The organism is Amycolatopsis sp. NPDC104819 (assembly GCF_055583145.1).
In genome coordinates this window covers 401,880-420,697 of record NZ_JBVJON010000001.1, presented here as the reverse complement: position 1 = coordinate 420,697, position 18,818 = coordinate 401,880, and the positions used below count along the sequence as shown (strand labels likewise).

The following is an 18,818-nucleotide window of genomic DNA, read 5'->3' as shown; positions in this document are numbered from 1 at the left end:
GGGGGTGAACGTCGTGAGCATCGAGGCCGCGGGCGTCGGCGTGAGCTGGCTGGACACGGCCGGCCCGCTGCTCGTCTGGGTGATCGTGCTGAGCTTCGTGCTGGTCGAGTGCGCGCTGATCATCGGGCTGTTCCTGCCCGGCGACTCGCTGCTGTTCGGCGCGGGTGTGGTGCTGGCCCAGCACGGTTCGGACCTGAACGCGTGGCTGCTGTCGGCAGCCGCGCTGGTCGTCGCCGTGCTCGGCAACCAGATCGGCTACTACATCGGGCGCACCAGCGGCACCAAGCTGATCGCCCGCCGCGACGGCAAGGTGCTCAACCGCCAGGCCCTCGACCGCGCCCAGCGGTTCCTGGACCGGCGCGGGTTCTTCGCGATCGTGGCGGCCCGCTGGATCCCGTGGATCCGCACGCTGGCCCCGCTGATCGCCGGCGCGGCCCGCATGGACCCCCGCCGGTTCATGGCGGCGACGGCGCTGGGCGGGCTGCTGTGGGTCCCGACGCTGGTCCTGCTCGGCTACTACGGCGCCGGCCTGCTGGACGCCCTGCCGTGGCTGAAGACGGCGGCGCTGTGGATCAGCATCGTGTTCTTCGTGTTCGGGACCGGTTACGGCGTGCTGCGCTACCGCCAGGAGATGCGCCGCCCGGTCGAAGAGACGGACGACGCCCGAGCCTGACTCACAGCTCGGGGTCGGCCCAGATCTCGAGCTGGATGCCGTCCGGGTCGCGGAAGATCACCACGTACGAGCCCTCGAAGGTGCGGGACGGCGCCGTCGGGAGGTACGAGACGCCGAACTCCGCGAGGCGCTCCTCCCACTCGGCCAGCTCGGCCGTCGAACCGACCTTGAAGGCGACGTGGTCGAGGCCGGCTCGGCGTTCGTCGAACCCGCGTCTGCCGGTGTCGGCGTGCTGCACCAGCACCACGGAGAACTCGTCACCCGCGGACCGCAGCACCACCTTCCGCAGACCCGTGTCCGGCTCTTCGCGCCGGGTGACCTCCTCGAGGTCGAGGACCCGGGCGTACCACGGAACGCTGCGGTCCACATCGGTCACGGTGAGCGCGAGGTGGTGCACGGACATGAGTTTTGCCATGGCTTTCGAAGCCGTCCTTTCGCGTGGCGGCTCCCCAGAGTTGCACAGCGTTCGCTCGCCTAAACGGCGGTGACCAAGTTCCCCGTCCGATCGTGATCTCGCCGTCTCCGGATGTCTCAGCAGGCGGACGCCGGTGACCGAAGGTCATTCACGTTGCACGAAAAGTGGCCGAGTGGTCACCGCCCGCCACCGACGTCCAGCACCGCGCCCGTCGTGAACGACGACGCCGGCGACAGCAGGAACAGCACCGCTTCGGCGATTTCGGCGGGCTGCCCGGCGCGGCCCATCGGGATCTGCGGCGCGTATTTCGCCATCCGGTCCGGCAGGCCGGCGGCCTCGTGCAGCCCGGTGTGGATCATCCCCGGCGCGACGGCGTTGACCCGGATCCCCGCCGCCGCCACCTCCTGCGCCAGGCCGAACGTCAGCGTGTCCACCGCCGCCTTCGACGCCGCGTAGTGCACCCACTCGCCCGCCGAGCCCGTGCGGGCCGCCGTCGAGGAGATGTTGACGATCGCGCCGCCGTCCGTCATGCGGCGGACCGCCTCGCGGCAGCACAGGAACACCCCCGTGACGTTCACCTCGAACGTCCGGCGAACGACGTCGACCTCGTAGTCCGAGAGCCGTCCAGGGGTGTTCCCGGTGATGGCGGCGTTGTTGACCAGCCCGGTCACCGGGCCCAGCTCCGCGGCCGCGTCGAACAGCGCGCGGACGTCGGACTCCACCGAGACGTCCGCGCGGACCGCGACCGCCTGCCGCCCCGACGCACGCACCCGCGCGGCGACGTCCGCGGCGGGCGCGGGATCACCGGAGTAGTTCACGACGACGTCGTAGCCGCGCGAGCCCGCCAGGGTGCAGATGGCCGCGCCGATCCCCCGGCTGCCGCCGGTGACGACCAGCACGCTCACAGCGCGAAGTTGACCAGCGGCAGGTTCTCCAGCACCAGGTCCGCGCGGTCCCGCGTCTGCGAGATGAGGTCGGCGTTGCGCTGGTCGGAGCCGAGCGCGCGCTGGCGGGCCTCGACCAGCGAGCGGCCGTACCGGCGGTGGCGCGACACCAGGCGTTCGATGCGCTCGGGCTCGTCCGGCGCGAGGAACCAGGCCTCGGTGAGCAGCGGCCGGATCCCGCTCCACGGGTCGTCCGGCAGCAGCAGGTAGTTGCCCTCGGTGATGACGAGCTGGACCTCGGGCGCGACCGGGACCGCGCCGGCGATCGGCTCCTCGATCTCGCGGCGGAACTCCGGCGCGTAGACCGTCTCGCGGCCTTCGGCGAGCCGGCGGATCAGGTGGTAGTAGCCGGCCGCGTCGAACGTGTCCGGCGCGCCCTTGCGCTCGGCGCGCCCGAGCCGGCGCAGCTCGACCTGCGCCAGGTGGAAGCCGTCCATGCCGACCACGGCGGCGCGCGAGCCGAGCGCGTTGGCCAGCGCCCAGGCCAGCGTGGTCTTGCCGGACGCGGGCGCGCCGATGATGCCCAGCACGTTGCGCTGCCCGCGCACGGTCAGGCCCTCGGCCCGGGCCAGCAGGTCGTCGAACGCCGTCATGTCCTGTTCCTTCCTGCGATCGCGGTCGTCCACGACCGCGGTCCCACATGCCGCACCCGTTCGGCGGCCACCTCGTTGGCGAAGCGGATCCGGTCCGTCACCGTCGGTTCGCGCGTCACGGCCACGGCGAGCGCGCCGTGCCAGACGTCTCCCGCACCTAGTGTGTCTCGCGCTTCCACGTCGGCGACAGGCACCTCACCCGAGCGTCCGTCCGCAGTGGACCACCGCACCGGGCCGGGCCCCGCGGTGGTGATGACGGTCGGCACGCCCCGCTCGTGCAGCCCCGGTCCGGGCGCGCTGAAGTGCGCGGAGCAGGCGGCGACGTCGACCAGCGGGAGGAGCTCGTCGAGCACGGGTTTCCAGCTCCCGGCGTCGAGCACGACCGGCGCCTTCGCCGCCCCCGCGACCGCCAGCGCGAGTTTCGGATAGTGCCCGTCCAGCAGCACGACGTCCGCGTCCAAGACCGGAGCTTTCACGGGAAAGCTCCGGTCCGCGGCGTTGCGGGCGACGACCGTGCGTTCGCCGTCGCGGTCGCGGACGGCCACCGCGCTGACCGGCGGCGGGTCGGGCAGGTCGGGGGCCAGGTCGACGACGCGCACGCCGTGCGCCTCGAGGTCGGCGCGGGCGAGCGCGGCCAGCGGGTGTGCGCCGAGGACGGTCAGCAAGGTCGCCTCGGCGCCGAGCGCGGCGGCCGTCACCGCGGCGTTCGTCGCGGGCCCACCGGCCGCGACGTCCACCCGTAACGACTGCACCTTCTCACCCGGCGCCGGAAGCTCGGTGACCCGCTGGACGACGTCCACGGTGCACAAACCCGCCAGCAGCACTCTCACTGCAAACCGGCCACGTGGGTCGCGGCCGCCGCCTCTTCGATCTCGCCGTTCTCGTTGAGCCGCAACGCCCCCGTGAGCAGGCCGACGACCTGGTTCATCGAGTGTGTCTTCGGCGAGACGACCGCGACGCGCTTGCCGAGGCGGTGCACGTGGATGCGGTCGGCGATGTCGAACACGTGCGGCATGTTGTGGCTGATCAGCACCACCGGCAGGCCGCGGTCGCGGATCCGGCCGATCAGGTCGAGCACCTTGCCGGACTCGGCGACGCCGAGCGCGGCGGTGGGCTCGTCCATGATCACGGCCTTGGTGCCGAACGCCGCGGCCCGCGCGACGGCGACACCCTGGCGCTGACCACCGGAGAGCGTCTCGACCGGCTGGGTGATCGACTTGATGTTGATGCCCAGCTCGTCGAGGATCCGTTGCGCCTCCGACCGCATGTTCGCCGTGTCGAGCTTCCGGAACAGCCCGAACGGGCCGCTCAGCCGCTTTTCCCGGCCCAGGAACATGTTCGACGCGATGTCGAGCGCGGGTGCGACGGCGAGGTCCTGGTACACCGTCTCGATCCCGTAGTGCCGGGCGTCCAAAGGGGACTTGAAGTGGACGGTCTCACCGTCCACTTTGATCTCGCCCTCGTCCGGGATCACCGCTCCGGAAAGGGTTTTGATCAGGGACGACTTCCCGGCGCCGTTGTCGCCGACCACGGCGAGCACCTCGCCGGGCAGCAGGTCGAAGTCGGCGCCGTCGATGGCGGTCACCCGGCCGTAGCGTTTCACCAGGCCACGGGCCTGCAGGATCGGTTCGGTCATGACTGCTGCTGCCTCCTCGCGATCCGGTCCACCACAACGGCGGCGATCAGCAGGGCGCCGGTGGCGAGGTCCTGGTAGTTGCCGTCGACGTTCATCTGCGTCAAGCCCGACCGCAGCACCGCCACGACCAGCGCGCCCATCAGCGTCCCGAGCACCGAGCCGCGGCCGCCGAAGAGGCTCGTCCCGCCGAGGACGACGGCGGTGATCGAGTCGAGGTTGCCGAGCTGGAACTGGTTCGGGTCGGCGTTCGGCGTCCGGCCGAGCGCCTGCCACGCGGCGAGCCCGAAGGCCAGCCCGGCCACGATGTACACCGAGAGGACCGTGCGGTTGACCTTGATGCCGGACAGCCGTGCGGACTCCGGCGCGTTGCCGACCGCGTAGACGTGCTTGCCCCACGCGGTTTTCGTGAGCGCGTACCAGACGCCGAGGTACATCAGCAGCGCCAGCGTCATGCCGTAGGTGATCGGGATGCCGCCGAAGAGGTACCGCTTGGTGCCGAGCCACTGCAGCAGCCCGTCGGTCACCGGGACGGCCTGGCCGCCGGCGATCAGCTTCGACACCGCGGTGAGCATGGTGAACGTGCCGAGCGTGATGATGAACGCCGGGAGCTTGACGCGCGTCGCGAGCCCGCCGATGAACATGCCGACGATGACCGTCAGCACGATCCCGGCCAGCAGCGCGACAAAACCGTTCGTGCCGGCCGCGGCGAGCTTCGCCATGATCAGCGTCGCGACGACCATCGACGACGCGTTCGACAGGTCGATGCCCGCGATGAGGATGACGAGCGTCTGGCCCAGCGCGAGCGTCCCGACGACCAGCGACTGCTGGACGACCGTGGACAGGTTGTCGAGGTCGAAGAACGTGTCCGTGGCCAGCGAGAACACCACGATCGCGACGACCAGCGCGAGCGCCGGGCCGACCGCCGGGGCACGGAGCAGGAAGTCGCCGAGCGATTCGCGATCCTTTGTGGACGGACGAGCAACGGTTGCCGTGGTCACTTCTTGCCTCCCCAGCAGTTCTGCAGACCCCACGCGGTGTCGTGGCTTTCGACCCCGGGCATCGGCTTGTCGGTGATCACGGCGGAACCGGTGTTGAGGAAGCCCGTGGGCTTCTTCCCGGTCTTCGCGTACTCGACGGCGGCGAGCACACCCTGCTCAGCCATCTTCTTCGGGAACTGCATGACGGTCGCCGCGTACTGCCCGTCCTTGACGTTCTGGACGCCTTCGCAGCCGCCGTCGATCGAGCCCATCACGATCTGCCCGGTGAGCCCGCGGGCCTGCAGCGCCGCGTAGGAGCCGCGGCCCATCGGCTCGTTCATCGAGTACACGGCGTTGATGTCGGTGCTGCGCTGGAGCAGGTTCTCCATGCCCTGCTGGGCGAGGCTCTGGTCGCCGTTGGCCGCGGTGTGCCCCTTGATCTCGGGCGAGCCGTCGGTCAGCCCGATGCCTTTGAGGAACCCGCCGTGGCGCTGGGTGTCGACCGAGCTGCCCGCGGTGCCGTCGACCATCAGCAGCTTGGGCGGGGTGCCCTTGAGCGCGGCCTTGACGTACGCGCCCTGCTGCTCGCCGGCCGCGAAGTTGTCGGTGGCGAAGGTGGCGTCGACGGCGTCCGGTGGTTCGGTGGCGGTGTCGAGGGCGATGACCAGGACCCCCGCGTCGCGGGCGTCCTTGATGGCCTTCAGCACGCCGGTCGAAGAGCTGGGCGTGATCAGGATCGTGTTCACGCCCTGCTGCATGAGGTTCTCGATGGCGCGGACCTGGCCGTCGTTGTCCCCGTCGAACTGCCCGGCGAGGGCGTTGAAGTCGGCGCCGTTGGCCTGCGCGGTGGCTCTCGCGGAATCGCGAAGCGCCACGAAGTAGGGGTTCGTGTCGGTCTTGGTGACCAAGCCGACCTTGGCCTTGCCGCTCCCGCCGGTGTTGGTGTTGCCGCCCCAGTGGCGTTCGACCGTGCACCCGGTCGTCGCGGCGAGGACGGCGGCCAGCACGACGGCGGTGAGACTGCGCTGTCTCATGGGTTCCCACCCTTTGTTCGTGTCGAAGCTTGCCGATGGTCGGGAAGGTAGACAGACTGCACCTCGGACGCAAGCGTTTGCGCAAACGCTTGCCGGAAAGGATTGGCATGCCCCAGCCGAGATCGTCGCGGCCGACCCAACGCGACATCGCCGAGCTCGCCGGCGTCTCGATCACCACCGTGTCGCACGTCGTGAACGGGACCCGCGCGGTCGCCGAGGACACGAAGGCCGCGGTGCTGCGGGCGATCGAGACGACCGGCTACACCGGCGACGCCATCGCGCGCTCGCTGGTCACCGGCGGGACCCGGTCGATCGGTATGGCGATCTCGCTGGTGGCGAACCCGTACTTCGCGACACTTATGCAGGCGATCGAGCGGGAGGCGTCCACGCACGGGTACACCGTTCTGCTGGCCGACACGCACGACACCGCGGACACGGAGCGTGACACGGTGCGCGCGCTGCGCTCCCGCCGGGTGGACGGCCTGCTCATCACCCCGGCGCCCGGCGACGCGCCGGTGATCGGCGAGCTCGTGTCGCTCGACGTCCCGACGGTGCTGATCGACCGGCTGACCACCCGCGCCGACGTCGACCAGGTGGGCACGGAGAACATCCAGGCGACGTCGGCGCTGACCGCGCACCTGGCGACGCTCGGGCACCGGCGGATCGGGATGATCAGCGGCGCGCCCGGGCTGTCGACGAGCGAGGAGCGGGTGCTGGGGTACCGGCTGGGGCTCGGCCGGTCCGGGCTCACGTGGTCGTCCGAGCTCGTGGCCTGCGGAAACTCCTCGGGTGATGGCGGCTCGCTGGCGCTGAGCACGCTGCTGGCGCTGCCCGAGCCGCCGACCGCGCTGGTGGTCGGGAACGACAGCATGATGGTCGGGGTGCTGCACGAGGCGCGCCGGCGGGGCCTGCGCATCGGGCGTGACCTGCCGGTCGTGGTCTACGACGACGTCGAGTGGGCGGACCTGGTCGACCCGCCGTTGACCACGATGGCCCAGCCGATCGAAGAGATCGGGCGGCAGGCCGTGCGGCTGCTCCTGGCCCGGATCAACGACCCGGCCCGCAAGGCCGAGACGGTGCGGCTCGCGCCCACCCTGCGTCACCGTGAGTCGTGCGGCTGCCCGCCGGTTCACTCACATCAGTGATTAATCAGGATAGGGGTCTCGCGCGGAGCGTTCAGCGGATACCTTTCGGCTGAGCGTCTGCGAGGCCTGATGACCGCACTTTCGCCAGAGCTCCGGTTGTGGGACCCCCCGGTCACCTACCGGATCGGCGTCGCCATGGGGGTGCACGCCAACCCGTACTCAGGGGCGCTGCTGCGCTCGATCCGCGGCGCGGCCGCCCAGGCGGGCTGCGACGTCATGCTGGCCGACACCGAAGACAGCGTCACCGAAGAGGCCGCCATCGTGCGCGCGCTGCGGGCCGACCTGGTGGACGGCGTGCTGCTGGTCCCGTCCCCCGGCGACGAAGCGGTGGTCAACGGCCTGGTCCGGATGGGTGTGCCGACGGTGCTGGTCGACCGCGTCGCCGCGCGCAACGACGTCGACCAGGTCGGCACGGAGAACGTGCACGCGGTGGCGTCGCTGGTCCGGCACCTGACGTCGGGGCGGCACCGCAAGATCGGGTTGATCTCGGGTGAGGAGAGCCTGGAGATCAGCCGCGAGCGCGTCCGCGGGTACCGGCTGGGTCTGGAGCAGGCGGGCCTGCGGTTCAACCGCGAGCTGGTGGAGTGCGGTTTGTCGACGTCAGGCGGAGCGGCCCGCGCGACGGCCAAGCTCCTCGACGGCTGGCCCTCCCCGACGGCGCTGGTGGTCGCGGACGAGTCGATGCTGGTCGGCGTCCAGTACGAGGCTCACCGCCGCGGCATCCGCATCGGCTCGGAGCTGGCGGTGGTCGGCTACGGCGACATGGAGTGGGCCCGCCGCGTCAGCCCGGCGGTGACAACGGTGGCTCAGCCGGTCGCGGACATCGGCCAACGAGCGGTGCGGCTGCTGATGTCCCGCATGGCGGACCCGGACCGGCCCCCGGAGTCGGTCCACCTGACGCCGAAGTTTTTGCACGGCGCCTCCTGCGGCTGCTGAAGCGGCAGGATGGGTGCGGTGATCCGACTCGCGCACACCGCCCAGCTGTCGCCCGCCGAGTTCGGCGCGGTTCGCGACCTGCTCGAAGGCGCTTACCGGGACTTCGACCTCCCGGGCTGGGAGAACACGCTCGGCGGAATGCACGCGCTGGCGTTCTCCGGCACCGAGCTGGTCGGCCACGCGTCCCTGGTGCAACGCCGCCTGATGCATGACGGCCGCATCCTGAACACGGGCTACGTCGAGGGCGTCGCGGTCCACCCCGCCCACCGGCGGCGGGGGATCGCGAGTGAGCTGATGGTTGTGATGGAGGAGCTGCTGCCGGGGTACGAGGTGGGAGCGTTGAGCGCGTCGTCGGCAGGGGCCCCGCTGTACGCGGGCCGCGGCTGGCAGCTGTGGCGCGGGCCGACCTTTGCGTTGACGCCGAGCGGGGTCCAGCGCACCGAGGAGGACGACAGCGTGTACGTGTTCCCGGGCCGGACACCCCTCGACTTGAACCTGGACGGCGAGTTAACCGCCGACTGGCGAGCCGGCGACGTCTGGTGACAGTTCGGCGAGCGCCGTAACGCCTGCCGCTCGGCGACAGACTCCGCAGGAGACGTGCTCGCGCCAACTCGTGGAGGTCGCCTTGCAGTGGGGATCTGTCGCGGAGATCATCTCCAGCCTCGGCACGCTCGGTGCGCTGGTGGCGGCGGCCTTCGCCGCGAGTGCTGCCATCCGGACGACGCGGCAGCAAGAGCGGCAACTGGCTCGGCTTGACGCGGCGGAACGAGGTCGGGCCGAAGAAAACCAACGCAGGCAAGCGGAGTCCGTGGCGGCCTGGATCGCCCTCGACAAGGAGTCGAGCCTGCCGACGGTCCGGTGGACGAACACGAGTGGCCTGCCGGTCTACAACCTCACGTTGTTCCTGACGATCCCTGAAGGAACCTGCGAAGTCCACTACACGTTCGGCAGCCCCACGCAGCCACGCGAATTGCCTCGCGCCCAAAAAGCTCTGTTGGCGCACGTGGGCGAACCCGCGACCTCCTGGGAGGACCTTCTCGACCGTGACCTCTTCCGCGTCGCGCTCGTCTTCCGCGATTCCGCGAACGGCTGGTGGCTGCGAGACCACCGCGGGGTGCTTCGTGGTGTGACTGACGAGCAATCCGCGGTCGCGGCCGCCAAGACATCCGCGACCGAATTTCTCGCGCGGACCGGCGAAGGCTGATTCAGGTCAGCGTCGCCGCGGCTTCCAGGAGCATCCAGCCGCCCACCTGTACCGACATGTCTCGCTCAGGCGCCTCCGGTGGCAAGGGCAACGGCGGTGCCGGGCGGTCCCAGAAGGCGCTGAACACCAGCCCCTCCGCAGCTCCCGACCAGCACGCCTCGGCGGAGCGGAGCACCAGCGACCGAGCCACCGCCGCCTCCGGGCCGGGCAACACTCCGGCCCCCAACGCCAAGTACCGGGCCAAGATCGCCGCGAACAATCCTCCGTCTCCGCCGCTCTGGCCGCGGATCACGCCACCCGGTGCGCAGTGCTCGGCCACCGCTCGCACCGTGCGCGCCGCATTGTCCAGTTCGGACAGTTCCAGGCACGCTCCGAGGTAAACCCCTTGGCAGTACGTGTAAATGTGCTTCACCAGCTCGCCCGTGTCCGCGTGGATGCCGTCCCAGACCAGGCCGGACGCAGGATCGACCAAAGTGGACGTCAGCCACGCGGTCATCTCGCGGGCGCGGGACAGGTTGCCCGACCGCGCGTGAAAGATCGCCGCCGGGCCGTTGGCCGGGGTGTTCTTGAAGTCGTCGCCGCGGCGCCACCAGATTCCGCCGCCCGCCGCCTCGGTCCAGCCGGACAGCAGCTGGGTGTCGATGGCCGCCAGGGCCGGGCCGACGTCGATTCCGAGGTGCTGGACCCGTTGCAGCGCAAGGCCGAGCCACGCGATGTCGTCGTAGTAGTCGTTGGTCCAGCGGCCGAAGTTGCGCAACCGCACGGAACGCACGAACGACCGGATCACCGCCAGGCGCGACGCAGTGGGCGAACGCAGCTGCGCGTCCACGAGGGTGTCCAGCAGGTGCGCCTGCCACCAGTAGTTCCAATGCCAGTGCACCCGCTGCCCGGCCGAAGCGGGCCAGCCGCTGCGGCCCAGCACCGTCGCCGGGAGCGCCCAGACGCGGCGCAGGTGGCGGGCGGTCACCGCGCGTTCGGCGGCTGAGACGTCCATAGCGCAATCTTGCCTTGCCCACCGACATACCGCTCGGTATGTTCAGCTGTTATGACCACGTCCCACGTCACCTGCCCGCTGTGCGAAGCGACCTGCGGGCTCGAGGTGACGCTCGACGAGAACCAGCAGGTCACGCGCGTGAAGGGCGACGACAACGACGTCTTCTCGAAGGGTTACATCTGTCCGAAGGGAGCGTCGCTCGGGGCGCTGCACCACGACCCCGATCGGCTGACCGCGCCGCTGCTCAAGCGCGACGGCGAGTTCGTCGAGGTCAGCTGGCAGGAGGCCTACGACGAGATCGACCGGCGCCTCCCGCCGATCCTCGAGGAGCACGGCCGGGACGCCGTCGCCGTGTACGCGGGCAACCCCGGTGTGCACAACATCGCGCTCACGCTCTACGGCCGCGTGCTCTACAAAGCCTTGGGCACCAAGAACTTCTACAGCGCGACGTCGGTCGACCAGCTGCCGAAGCACTACTCCTCCGGCACGATGTTCGGCGACCCGCTCGCCATCCCCGTGCCCGACCTCGACCGCACGCGGCACCTGCTGATCCTCGGCGCCAACCCGCTCGTCTCGAACGGCAGCCTGATGACCGCGCCGGACGTCCGCGGCCGGCTGCGCGGGATCCGCGACCGCGGCGGCAAGATCGTCGTGGTCGACCCACGCCGCACGCGCACCGCGCAGTTCGCCGACGAGCACCACGCCATCCGGCCCGGCACCGACGCGCTGCTGCTGTTCGCGCTGGTCAACGTCCTGTTCGCGGAAAACCGGGTACGCCCCGGCCGGCTCGAACCCCACCTCAACGGCCTCGACGACGTCCGCACGCTGGCCCGCCCGTTCACCCCGGAAGCCGTCGCGCCGCGCACCGGCATCCCCGCCGCCGAGATCCGCCGGATGGCGCTCGAACTCGCCACCGAAAACGCCGTCGTCTACGGCCGGATCGGCACCACGACCCAGCGGTTCGGCACGGTCGCGAGCTGGCTGGTCGACGTCCTCAACGTGCTCACCGGCAACCTCGACGAGCCGGGCGGCGCGATGTTCCCGCTGGCCGCGTGCCAGCCCACCGGCAACCGGCGCCCGTTCGCCGTCGGCCGCTGGCACAGCCGCGTGCGCGGGTACCCCGAGGTGGTCGGCGAGCTGCCGGTCGCGACGCTCGCCGACGAGATCGAAACTCCGGGCGAGGGCCAGGTCCGCGCGCTGATCACCGTCAGCGGCAACCCGTGCCTGAGCACGCCGAACGCCGGGCGCCTGAGCGAAGCGCTGAAAAAGCTCGACTTCATGATCTCCGTCGACGTCTACCTGAACGAGACGTCACGCCAGGCGGACGTCATCCTGCCCGGGCCGTCGCCGCTCGAACGGCCGCACTTCGACCTGGCCTTCTACCAGCTCTCGGTGCGCAACGTCGCCAACTGGACCCCGGCGACACTGCCGTCGAAACTGCCGCAGGAGTGGGAGACGATGCTGCGGCTCACCGGCATCGTCACCGGTCAGGGCCCCGAAGCGGACGTCGAGGGGCTCGACGACTTCGTCGCCGCGGACGTCGCGCGCCGCGCCAAGCTCGAGGTCACCCACGACCGCACCGGCCCCGCGCGGCTGGTCGACCTGATGCTGCGCGCCGGGCCCTACGACGTCACGCTGGCCGACCTCGAAGCCGCGCCGCACGGGATGGACTTCGGGCCGCTGAAGCCGCGGATCCCGGAGGTGCTGTGCACGGCGTCCGGACGGATCGAGCTGGCGCCGGAGACGATCGTCGCGGACGTCCCGAGGCTGCGCGCCGAGCTCGCCAAGCCCGAAGAGGACGGTCTTGTGCTGATCGGGCGACGGCACCTGAGCTCGAACAACTCCTGGATGCACAACCTGAAACCGCTGGTCCGCGGCGGCAACCGGTGCACGGTGCAGGTGCACCCGGCCGACGCGACGCGGCTGGGCCTCACCGACGGCGCGCTCGCGTCGGTGACTTCCCGCGCCGGCAAGCTGGAAGTGCCGGTCGAGGTGACCGACGAGGTCCGCGAAGGCGTGGTCAGCATCCCGCACGGCTGGGGCCACGACGTCGACGGCTCGCGCACCCGGGTGGCGCGCGCGAACCCCGGCGTCAACTCGAACCTGGTCGCCGACGAGACGCTGCTGGACGTGCCGTCCGGGACGTCGGTGCTGAACGGCATCCCGGTCGAGGTCGCGCCGGCAGTCACCAGGCGGTGGTCAGGTCGGCGTGCTGCCGGACCCAGGCGTGCATGACGATCCCGGCCGCGACCCCGGCGTTGATCGAGCGGGTGGTGCCGAACTGGGCGATCGACACGACCAGGGACGCTGCTTCCTGCGCGCCCGCCGACAGCCCTGGCCCTTCCTGACCGAACAGCAGGACGCAGTCGCGCGGGATTTCGGCCGTCTCGACCGGCTGCGAACCGGGCGTGTTGTCGACCGCGACGAGAGCGAGGCTGTTTTCCGCGGCGAAGGCGAGCAGCCCGTCGACGTCGTCGTGGTGGCGGAGGTGCTGGTAGCGGTCGGTCACCATGGCGCCGCGCCGGTTCCAGCGGCGGCGGCCGACGATGTGCACCTCGGCCGCGGCGAACGCGTTGGCCGTGCGGACCACCGTGCCGATGTTGTGGTCGTGCTGGAAGTTCTCGATGGCGACGTGGAACGAGTGCCGCCGGCTGTCCACATCGGACACGATTGCTTCGCGCCGCCAGTAGCGGTAGGCGTCGACGACGTTGCGGCGGTCGCCGTCCCGCAGCAGGTCCGGGTCGTACCGCTCGTCGGACGGCCACTCACCCGGCCACGGACCGACGCCGACCTCTTCGCGGCTCACCCACTCGGTGGGTCCGGCGTCGTGCGATGCGCTCACAGCGTCGATTGTCGCCCCACCCGCGGCCGCGGCTCTAGGCGGACTGCCAAAGCTCGATGCGGTTGCCCTCGGGATCGGTGACCCAGCCGAACCGGCCGACCCCGGCCATGTCCTGCGTCTCCTCGGTGACGTCAGCGCCCTGGGCGCGCAGCTGGGCGAGCATCGCGTCGAGGTCGCGGACCCGGAAGTTCAGCATGGTCTGCTGCGTGGGCGAGCCGAAGTAGTCGGTGCCGGCTTCGAACGGCGCGAAGACCGTCGGGCCCGCCGCCTGCTGCCACAGGCCGTGTTCGTCGGCGTCGAGGCCGAGGCAGTCGCGGTACCAGGCGCCCAGGGCCGCCGGGTCCGCGGCGCGGAGGAAGTAACCACCGATGCCGAGCACACGTTCCATGCGCTGATAGTGCCTCAGCCGAGGTGGACCGCGCGGGGCTGGGTGTCTTCGGGGTGGTGGCGGTGGCGCCAGCGCTGGTAGACGCCGACGTAGGAGTAGGCGACCACGGCGATCGCGATGATGCCGATCGCCGGCAGCCACGACCGGGGGAAGACCGTGTCGTACAGGTAGTACGCGTTGAAGCCGCCGGGCAGGTCACCGAGGCCCTGCTGGTGGCGGAAGAAGTTCTCCAGCGCGGTGAACGGGCACGGCACCGGAGTCACGTTGACGAGGATGCCCCAGGCCGCCGCGAACATGTGGACGAAGATCAGCTTCGGCCAGCGCCAGGCGATGAACCCGCCGAACCCGATGAGCAGGAGCGCGAGCATGTGCACCGCGACGGTCACTTCGGCCAGGAACTTCGCCACCACACGCCCCCTTCACCGAACCCCCTACCAGCGACTTTACTCCGCTGATCGAGATCGGCCGCCCTCCAGGATGCCCAGAGCTGTGATGTTCAACCCACCGGAGCAACTTCTTCACCTGGGCGGTGACGGAGGCGTTACGCCCGGTGGAAATTCCGGCGGCCGCTTGGCGGGATAGGTGGTCGGTTCCTCGTGTGGGTACTGGTCGGGCGCGCCGTCCGGTTTCTTCCGGTTCGGATCGGACGGCCGCGGCGGCTCACGGGGCTCTTCCATACCGGGCGACGCTACGCCCGGCTCACCGCGCCCGGACCCCGGATTTCGCCGTCAGCCGAATTTCCAGCCGGACCGGAAGCTCGTCGACCTCCAGGGCCTGCTTGAGCCGGGGGACGGCGTGCTCGGCGATCCGCTCCCGGACGGCGGTGGCGCCGGCGTCGCGGTCCGTCGTGACGACCAGCAGCAGCTCAGGCGCGTCCCGCGTCCCCGACAGCCAGGCCGACGCGGACCGGACGCCTTCGTAGGTCTCGACGTCCTCGGCCAGGGGCGCGGCCGCGGTGGCGGAGTCGAGCACGGTGTCCCCGGCGGGGTCCTCCGACCGCCAGGCGACGGACTTCGGCCGCCGGAACGCCTGCGCGGCCAGCCATCGCAGGCACAGCAGCCCGAGGACGACCGCGACGGCGATCGCCACCCAGAACACCCAGGTCGGCGGGGGTGCGTTGCCGGGCACGAGGGGCGCGGCGGGGTCGAGGACGTGGAGACGGCCGAAGTGGGTCGCCAGCGCGAAGCCACCCGCGGCGAGCAGGAGCAGGCCGATCAGCGCGAGGAGAGTCCGGTTGAGAGCGGCGGGCCGGTTCATCGTGTTCCCCTCACTCGGACTCGCACCTTCGGCGGCCGGGCCAGCCCGACGTCGTCCAGCCTCTGCCACACCGCGGCGTCGACCGCTTCCGCCAGGCCGTCCCGGTTCGTCCGGTTGGTCTTCACCCGCACCTTCACCTTCCGCCGTCCCAGCTTCAGCGCGGCCGACGAGACGCCGTCCACCCCGGCCGCCGTGGCTCGCAACGACGTGCGCAAGCCGTGGCGTGAAGTCCCCGTGGCGAATCCCGGCGCCGCGACCAGCGGCACCACCAACGGCCGCCCGCGGAGCACGGCCGCCGCCAGCAGCACGAGTCCCGCCAGAACCGCTGCCCCGCCCCCGACGAGCACGGGCAGTTCGTTCCAGGAGGTCTCGTGCACGCGGGCGGCGACCGCGTCGTAGGACACGAGCGGCCGCTCGCCGAGGAGGCGCTGGACCAGCGCCGTCACGACGAGCGCGCACGCCGCGAGCAGGACCAGCGCCGTCAGGACCGCGGGCACGCTCCGCCTGGGCCGCCTCACTGGACCCTCCGACGGGGCTGCTCCGGCCGCGCGAGCGCGACCGTGATGTCCACCCGGCTCGTGGTGAGCCCGGTCAGCTCCGTCGTGCGGCCGAGCAGGTGCGCCCGGACCTTCTCGACGGTCGCCGTGATCGGGGCCGGGTAGGCGAGCGGGAGCCGGACGTCCACTGTGGCCGATGAACCGTCCACTGTGGCCTCGGCGGTGACGTCCCCCGCGACGCCGTCCACCTCGCGGGCGGCGCGCGCGGCGATCCGCCGCACCGCCCGCGGGTCCACAGTGGTCACTCCGCGTTCCACGCGTCACCTCCGATCGCGCGCGGCGCCGACGAGCGCCGAGAGGTCGAGCTTGCCGTCGAGCCAGCGGCCGGCCAGCAGGCCGAGCCCGCCGAGCACCAGCACCGCGATGAACGCGCCGAACCCGCCGAAACCGGCGGCGAAACCCAGCGCCAGACCGTAAAGCAGGCCGAGCAGCGTCGCGTTCATCGTCACTGCACCCGGTCGCTGGTGGTGGGCTCTTCGTCATCCCCGGGGATGTGGACGTCGTTGACGTTGATGTTCACCTCGACGACCTCCAGCCCGGTCATCTGCTCGATCGCGGTGATCACGTTGCGGCGCACCGCCCGTGCGAGGTCCGCGATGGACACGCCGTACTCGACGAGGATCTGCAGGTCGACGGCGGCCTGCTTCTCCCCGACCTCGACCGACACGCCCTGGCCGGCACTGGCGGACGCACCCGGGATGCGGTCGCGGATGGCGCTCAGCGCCCGAGCCGCGCCACCACCGAGAGCGTGGACACCGGCGACCTCACGCGCGGCGAGCCCGGCGATCTTCTGGACCACGGTGTCGGCGATGGTCGTGGTGCCCTGCGTGCTGGCGAGAGCCGTCTCGGCCTTGGTGGCCACGGTGTTCTTCTCGGCGGTCGCGGTCATGGGGTCCTCCCGGATGTCCTGTCCCTCAAGGCTTTCTGCCTCGTGTGTAGGTAAGGACCCAGCGGGAGGGAAAACGTCACTCGCTCGATCGTGTGATGTGACTCTCGGCTTCAGACGAAGGCGGCGCCGTCGATGTCCGTGACGACCAAGCGCAGCTTGGCCTGCGACCACTCCGTCCCCGCCAGCACCGGCCGCACGAGCTCCGCGGCCAGGTCCAGCAACGGCGGGATCGGCAGCCGGGTCGCGATCAGGCGGATCTGCACCAGTTCCGGTGTCAGGTCGACCGCCATCCCTTCCCAGTCCACCGGCAGCCACGTCGTCTCGGGGGACACCGGGGTCGCCGGCCGCAGGCCGTCCACCCCCGACAGTGCGCCGACGATCTTCTCGACGGCTTCGCGCGCGGTCACCGGGGCGCCGGCTCGATGTCCATGATGGACACCGAGACCTCGTCGACGGCCAGCCCGGTCTGCTCGGCCACGTACCGCCCGACCGCGCGCTGGACCGCCCGGCCCACCGCCCCGGCCTGGTCCGCGGACGCCGTCACCAGGTCGATCTGCACGCTCACCCGGCCGTCGGCCGTGCGGACGCGGATGCCGTCCGCCGGGGCCGGGTCGAGGCCCTTCCAGCGTTGGCGGGCCGCCCGCGTCCACGCCGTCACCAGGCCACGCAGGCCAGGCTCGAGCCGCACCACGCCGGGCGTGGTGATCGCCGCCCTCGCCGCCACGCTGGCGATCACCGGATCGGCGATGACGTACTCCACGCTCATTCCCCTGGCTCCCCGTGAACTTCGTAAACGTCGTCGACCAGCAGGTCGAGCTTCGCCAGCGTCAGGCCCACCCGGGCCGCGGCCGCCGCGGTCACCCGCTCCCGCACCTTCGCCAACGCTTCACCGCCGGTAGCGTTCCGCAAACTCACCGCGAGGGTGAGGTCGACTTCGACCACGCCGTCGGCGCCGGTGCGCACCCGGCAGCGTCGCGCGCGGACGCCGTCGACGGTGTCCGCCGCGTAGCGCAGCACCGCCGCCACCGCCTGCTCGCTGATCTCGACGAACCCGGGTTCCGGGGTCGGCAGCCACACCATCCGGTCGCGCCGCACCTCGGCCCGCACCGCCGACATGATCCGGCCGAACAGGTCGGGCGACGGCACGTCGTCCTCGAGAGCCAGTTCCGTCGTGGCCTCACGCAGCGCCAGCAGGCTTTCGCGCGCGGCGCGGCAGTGCGGGCAGGTCAGCTCGTGCTCGTCGGCCAGCCCGGCGCCGACCGCGTCCAGTCGCTCCCAAACCTGCTCGACATCCCGTTCGCAGGGCAGCTCGTAGTCCGTCATCGCCATGGCTTCATCACCTCCGCCAGCTGGGCCCGCGCCCGCGCGATCCGGCCGCGGACCGCGGTCGTGTTCGCGCCGACGACTTCGCCGATCTCTTCGTAGGACCGGCCGTGCACTTCCCGCAGCAGCCAGCACGCCCGCTGCTCGGGCGTGAGCTCGGCCAGTGCCGCGTTCAACGCCGCGAGCTGGCCACTCACCTGCGCGGCCCGCTCCGGCTGGAGGTCCGCCCGCGGCGACTCGGCCGTGTCCAGGTCGACGTCGGCCTGCGGCCGCCGCGCCCGGATCGTGTTGAGGCAGCGGTTCGTGGTGGCCCGGTAGAGCCAGCCGACGAAGGCCGCGTCCTCGCCGAGCTGGTCGAGCTTGCGCCAGGCGTTGAGGAACACCTCCTGCACGACGTCCTCGGCGTCGCCGCGGTGGGCGAGCATCTTCACCGCGAGCCGGAACATCGGGCCCTGGTAGCGCAGCACGAGCTGCTCGTACGCCCGGACGTCGCCGTCCCGCGCGCGGCCCACGAGGGTCGCGTCGTCGAGCGGCGTGGCGGTGGTCGTCACGGCACCTCCTCGGACAGAGGACACGGGGAGCCGGAAAACGTCACGGCTTGATTGTGGGTGACGGTGGTCACCGGGGCGAGTCCGTGACGATCACGCGCCTCGGTGGTCCTTCCGGCACGAGCGCGCCCCGCCGGGGCGCCGCCGGAGGAGGAGGTGCCCCATGTCGCTGGGCGACAAGATCGGCAACAAGGCCGAAGAGCTGGGTGGCAAGGCCAAGGAGACGGCCGGAAAGGCGACCGGCGACGAGCAGCTGCAGGCCGAGGGCCAGGCCGACCAGGCGAAGGCCGGGCTCAAGGGCGCCGTGGAGAACGTCAAGGACGCGGCGAAGGACCTGTTCAAGAAGTGACCCGGCCCGGGGGGGGGGGGGGGGGGGGGGGGGGGGGGGGGGGGGGGGGGGGGGCAGGGGGGGGGGGAGGGGGGGGGGGGGGTGGGGTCGAGGGGGGGAGGGGGAGGTAGAGGC

27 protein-coding genes are annotated in these 18,818 nt (G+C 71.3%); 7 read left to right on the top strand and 20 right to left on the bottom strand.

Annotated features, from left to right (window positions below):
- Nucleotides 1-4: 4 nt before the first annotated feature.
- The gene (locus ACZ63E_RS02070) at nucleotides 5-673 is read left to right on the top strand and encodes a DedA family protein (protein ID WP_465333578.1); all 669 of its coding nucleotides are present in this window, start codon (nucleotides 5-7) and stop codon (nucleotides 671-673) included.
- A gap of 1 nt (nucleotide 674) precedes the next feature.
- On the opposite strand, the gene ACZ63E_RS02065 is transcribed toward ACZ63E_RS02070, so the two are convergent.
- The 7 genes from ACZ63E_RS02065 to ACZ63E_RS02035 form a co-directional block, all read right to left on the bottom strand.
- On the bottom strand, nucleotides 675-1,088 hold the full coding sequence (locus tag ACZ63E_RS02065; RefSeq protein WP_465306958.1) for a VOC family protein: 414 nt from the start codon (nucleotides 1,086-1,088) through the stop codon (nucleotides 675-677).
- A 176-nt stretch (nucleotides 1,089-1,264) separates the two neighbouring features.
- Nucleotides 1,265-1,993, bottom strand: coding sequence for an SDR family oxidoreductase (locus ACZ63E_RS02060; protein WP_465333576.1), 729 nt, complete (start codon nucleotides 1,991-1,993; stop codon nucleotides 1,265-1,267).
- A complete protein-coding gene (locus ACZ63E_RS02055; RefSeq protein ID WP_465306954.1) occupies nucleotides 1,990-2,625 on the bottom strand; it encodes a nucleoside/nucleotide kinase family protein in 636 nt (211 codons plus the stop codon). Before ACZ63E_RS02055 ends, ACZ63E_RS02060 begins: the two co-directional genes overlap by 4 nt.
- The gene (locus ACZ63E_RS02050; protein WP_465334351.1) at nucleotides 2,622-3,449 is read right to left on the bottom strand and encodes a PfkB family carbohydrate kinase; all 828 of its coding nucleotides are present in this window, start codon (nucleotides 3,447-3,449) and stop codon (nucleotides 2,622-2,624) included. Before ACZ63E_RS02050 ends, ACZ63E_RS02055 begins: the two co-directional genes overlap by 4 nt.
- Before the next feature lie 2 nt (nucleotides 3,450-3,451).
- Entirely contained in the window at nucleotides 3,452-4,261 is an 810-nt protein-coding gene (locus ACZ63E_RS02045) for an ATP-binding cassette domain-containing protein (RefSeq protein ID WP_465333574.1), read from the bottom strand.
- Nucleotides 4,258-5,259, bottom strand: coding sequence for an ABC transporter permease (locus ACZ63E_RS02040; RefSeq protein ID WP_465333573.1), 1,002 nt, complete (start codon nucleotides 5,257-5,259; stop codon nucleotides 4,258-4,260). Before ACZ63E_RS02040 ends, ACZ63E_RS02045 begins: the two co-directional genes overlap by 4 nt.
- Nucleotides 5,256-6,272: a substrate-binding domain-containing protein gene (locus ACZ63E_RS02035; RefSeq protein WP_465333571.1), complete on the bottom strand. Its 1,017-nt coding sequence runs from the start codon at nucleotides 6,270-6,272 to the stop codon at nucleotides 5,256-5,258. Before ACZ63E_RS02035 ends, ACZ63E_RS02040 begins: the two co-directional genes overlap by 4 nt.
- Nucleotides 6,273-6,379: 107 nt before the next feature.
- Here ACZ63E_RS02035 and ACZ63E_RS02030 point away from each other — a divergent pair, with 107 nt between their 5' ends.
- The 4 genes from ACZ63E_RS02030 to ACZ63E_RS02015 all read left to right on the top strand — a co-directional run bounded on the left by ACZ63E_RS02030 (nucleotide 6,380) and on the right by ACZ63E_RS02015 (nucleotide 9,557).
- Nucleotides 6,380-7,417 (top strand): LacI family DNA-binding transcriptional regulator, encoded by a 1,038-nt coding sequence (locus ACZ63E_RS02030; RefSeq protein WP_465306946.1) that lies wholly within the window; start codon nucleotides 6,380-6,382, stop codon nucleotides 7,415-7,417.
- A 69-nt stretch (nucleotides 7,418-7,486) separates the two neighbouring features.
- A complete protein-coding gene (locus tag ACZ63E_RS02025; RefSeq protein ID WP_465333569.1) occupies nucleotides 7,487-8,353 on the top strand; it encodes a substrate-binding domain-containing protein in 867 nt (288 codons plus the stop codon).
- Between the two features lie 18 nt (nucleotides 8,354-8,371).
- Nucleotides 8,372-8,896, top strand: coding sequence for a GNAT family N-acetyltransferase (locus tag ACZ63E_RS02020; protein ID WP_465333568.1), 525 nt, complete (start codon nucleotides 8,372-8,374; stop codon nucleotides 8,894-8,896).
- Between the two features lie 70 nt (nucleotides 8,897-8,966).
- Nucleotides 8,967-9,557: a hypothetical protein gene (locus tag ACZ63E_RS02015; RefSeq protein WP_465333566.1), complete on the top strand. Its 591-nt coding sequence runs from the start codon at nucleotides 8,967-8,969 to the stop codon at nucleotides 9,555-9,557.
- A gap of 1 nt (nucleotide 9,558) precedes the next feature.
- Here ACZ63E_RS02015 and ACZ63E_RS02010 read toward each other — a convergent pair whose 3' ends face one another.
- A complete protein-coding gene (locus ACZ63E_RS02010) occupies nucleotides 9,559-10,551 on the bottom strand; it encodes a glycoside hydrolase family 76 protein (protein ID WP_465333564.1) in 993 nt (330 codons plus the stop codon).
- A gap of 51 nt (nucleotides 10,552-10,602) precedes the next feature.
- On the opposite strand from ACZ63E_RS02010, the gene ACZ63E_RS02005 reads away from it, so the two are divergent.
- The gene (locus ACZ63E_RS02005) at nucleotides 10,603-12,786 is read left to right on the top strand and encodes a molybdopterin-dependent oxidoreductase (protein ID WP_465333562.1); all 2,184 of its coding nucleotides are present in this window, start codon (nucleotides 10,603-10,605) and stop codon (nucleotides 12,784-12,786) included.
- Here ACZ63E_RS02005 and ACZ63E_RS02000 read toward each other — a convergent pair.
- The 12 genes from ACZ63E_RS02000 to ACZ63E_RS01945 form a co-directional block, all read right to left on the bottom strand.
- A complete protein-coding gene (locus ACZ63E_RS02000) occupies nucleotides 12,737-13,393 on the bottom strand; it encodes a TrmH family RNA methyltransferase (RefSeq protein ID WP_465333560.1) in 657 nt (218 codons plus the stop codon). The two genes, ACZ63E_RS02005 and ACZ63E_RS02000, sit on opposite strands and share 50 nt — an antisense overlap.
- A 34-nt stretch (nucleotides 13,394-13,427) precedes the next feature.
- Nucleotides 13,428-13,781 carry a VOC family protein gene (locus ACZ63E_RS01995; protein WP_465333558.1) on the bottom strand — a complete coding sequence of 118 codons (354 nt, stop codon included), beginning with the start codon at nucleotides 13,779-13,781 and terminating at the stop codon, nucleotides 13,428-13,430.
- Between the two features lie 14 nt (nucleotides 13,782-13,795).
- On the bottom strand, nucleotides 13,796-14,188 hold the full coding sequence (locus tag ACZ63E_RS01990; protein ID WP_465333556.1) for a DUF2784 domain-containing protein: 393 nt from the start codon (nucleotides 14,186-14,188) through the stop codon (nucleotides 13,796-13,798).
- Nucleotides 14,189-14,480: 292 nt separating this feature from the next.
- A complete protein-coding gene (gene amaP / locus ACZ63E_RS01985; RefSeq protein WP_465333554.1) occupies nucleotides 14,481-15,038 on the bottom strand; it encodes an alkaline shock response membrane anchor protein AmaP in 558 nt (185 codons plus the stop codon).
- On the bottom strand, nucleotides 15,035-15,535 hold the full coding sequence (locus tag ACZ63E_RS01980) for a DUF6286 domain-containing protein (RefSeq protein ID WP_465333552.1): 501 nt from the start codon (nucleotides 15,533-15,535) through the stop codon (nucleotides 15,035-15,037). The genes amaP and ACZ63E_RS01980 overlap by 4 nt, the downstream gene beginning before the upstream one ends.
- 17 nt (nucleotides 15,536-15,552) lie before the next feature.
- The gene (locus ACZ63E_RS01975; protein ID WP_465333551.1) at nucleotides 15,553-15,852 is read right to left on the bottom strand and encodes an Asp23/Gls24 family envelope stress response protein; all 300 of its coding nucleotides are present in this window, start codon (nucleotides 15,850-15,852) and stop codon (nucleotides 15,553-15,555) included.
- 3 nt (nucleotides 15,853-15,855) lie between these two features.
- Nucleotides 15,856-16,038, bottom strand: a complete 183-nt coding sequence (locus ACZ63E_RS01970) for a hypothetical protein (RefSeq protein ID WP_465333550.1) — start codon at nucleotides 16,036-16,038, stop codon at nucleotides 15,856-15,858.
- Between the two features lie 2 nt (nucleotides 16,039-16,040).
- Nucleotides 16,041-16,484, bottom strand: a complete 444-nt coding sequence (locus ACZ63E_RS01965) for an Asp23/Gls24 family envelope stress response protein (RefSeq protein WP_465333548.1) — start codon at nucleotides 16,482-16,484, stop codon at nucleotides 16,041-16,043.
- Nucleotides 16,485-16,594: 110 nt separating this feature from the next.
- Complete coding sequence (locus tag ACZ63E_RS01960) at nucleotides 16,595-16,891, bottom strand: hypothetical protein (protein WP_465306920.1); 297 nt, start codon at nucleotides 16,889-16,891, stop codon at nucleotides 16,595-16,597.
- Nucleotides 16,888-17,250: an Asp23/Gls24 family envelope stress response protein gene (locus ACZ63E_RS01955; protein WP_465306918.1), complete on the bottom strand. Its 363-nt coding sequence runs from the start codon at nucleotides 17,248-17,250 to the stop codon at nucleotides 16,888-16,890. The genes ACZ63E_RS01960 and ACZ63E_RS01955 overlap by 4 nt, the downstream gene beginning before the upstream one ends.
- Nucleotides 17,247-17,813, bottom strand: coding sequence for an Asp23/Gls24 family envelope stress response protein (locus ACZ63E_RS01950; protein WP_465333546.1), 567 nt, complete (start codon nucleotides 17,811-17,813; stop codon nucleotides 17,247-17,249). The genes ACZ63E_RS01955 and ACZ63E_RS01950 overlap by 4 nt, the downstream gene beginning before the upstream one ends.
- Complete coding sequence (locus ACZ63E_RS01945) at nucleotides 17,804-18,358, bottom strand: RNA polymerase sigma factor (RefSeq protein WP_465306914.1); 555 nt, start codon at nucleotides 18,356-18,358, stop codon at nucleotides 17,804-17,806. The genes ACZ63E_RS01950 and ACZ63E_RS01945 overlap by 10 nt, the downstream gene beginning before the upstream one ends.
- 160 nt (nucleotides 18,359-18,518) lie before the next feature.
- Here ACZ63E_RS01945 and ACZ63E_RS01940 point away from each other — a divergent pair, with 160 nt between their 5' ends.
- Nucleotides 18,519-18,704, top strand: coding sequence for a CsbD family protein (locus ACZ63E_RS01940; protein ID WP_465333544.1), 186 nt, complete (start codon nucleotides 18,519-18,521; stop codon nucleotides 18,702-18,704).
- Nucleotides 18,705-18,818 lie beyond the last annotated feature (114 nt).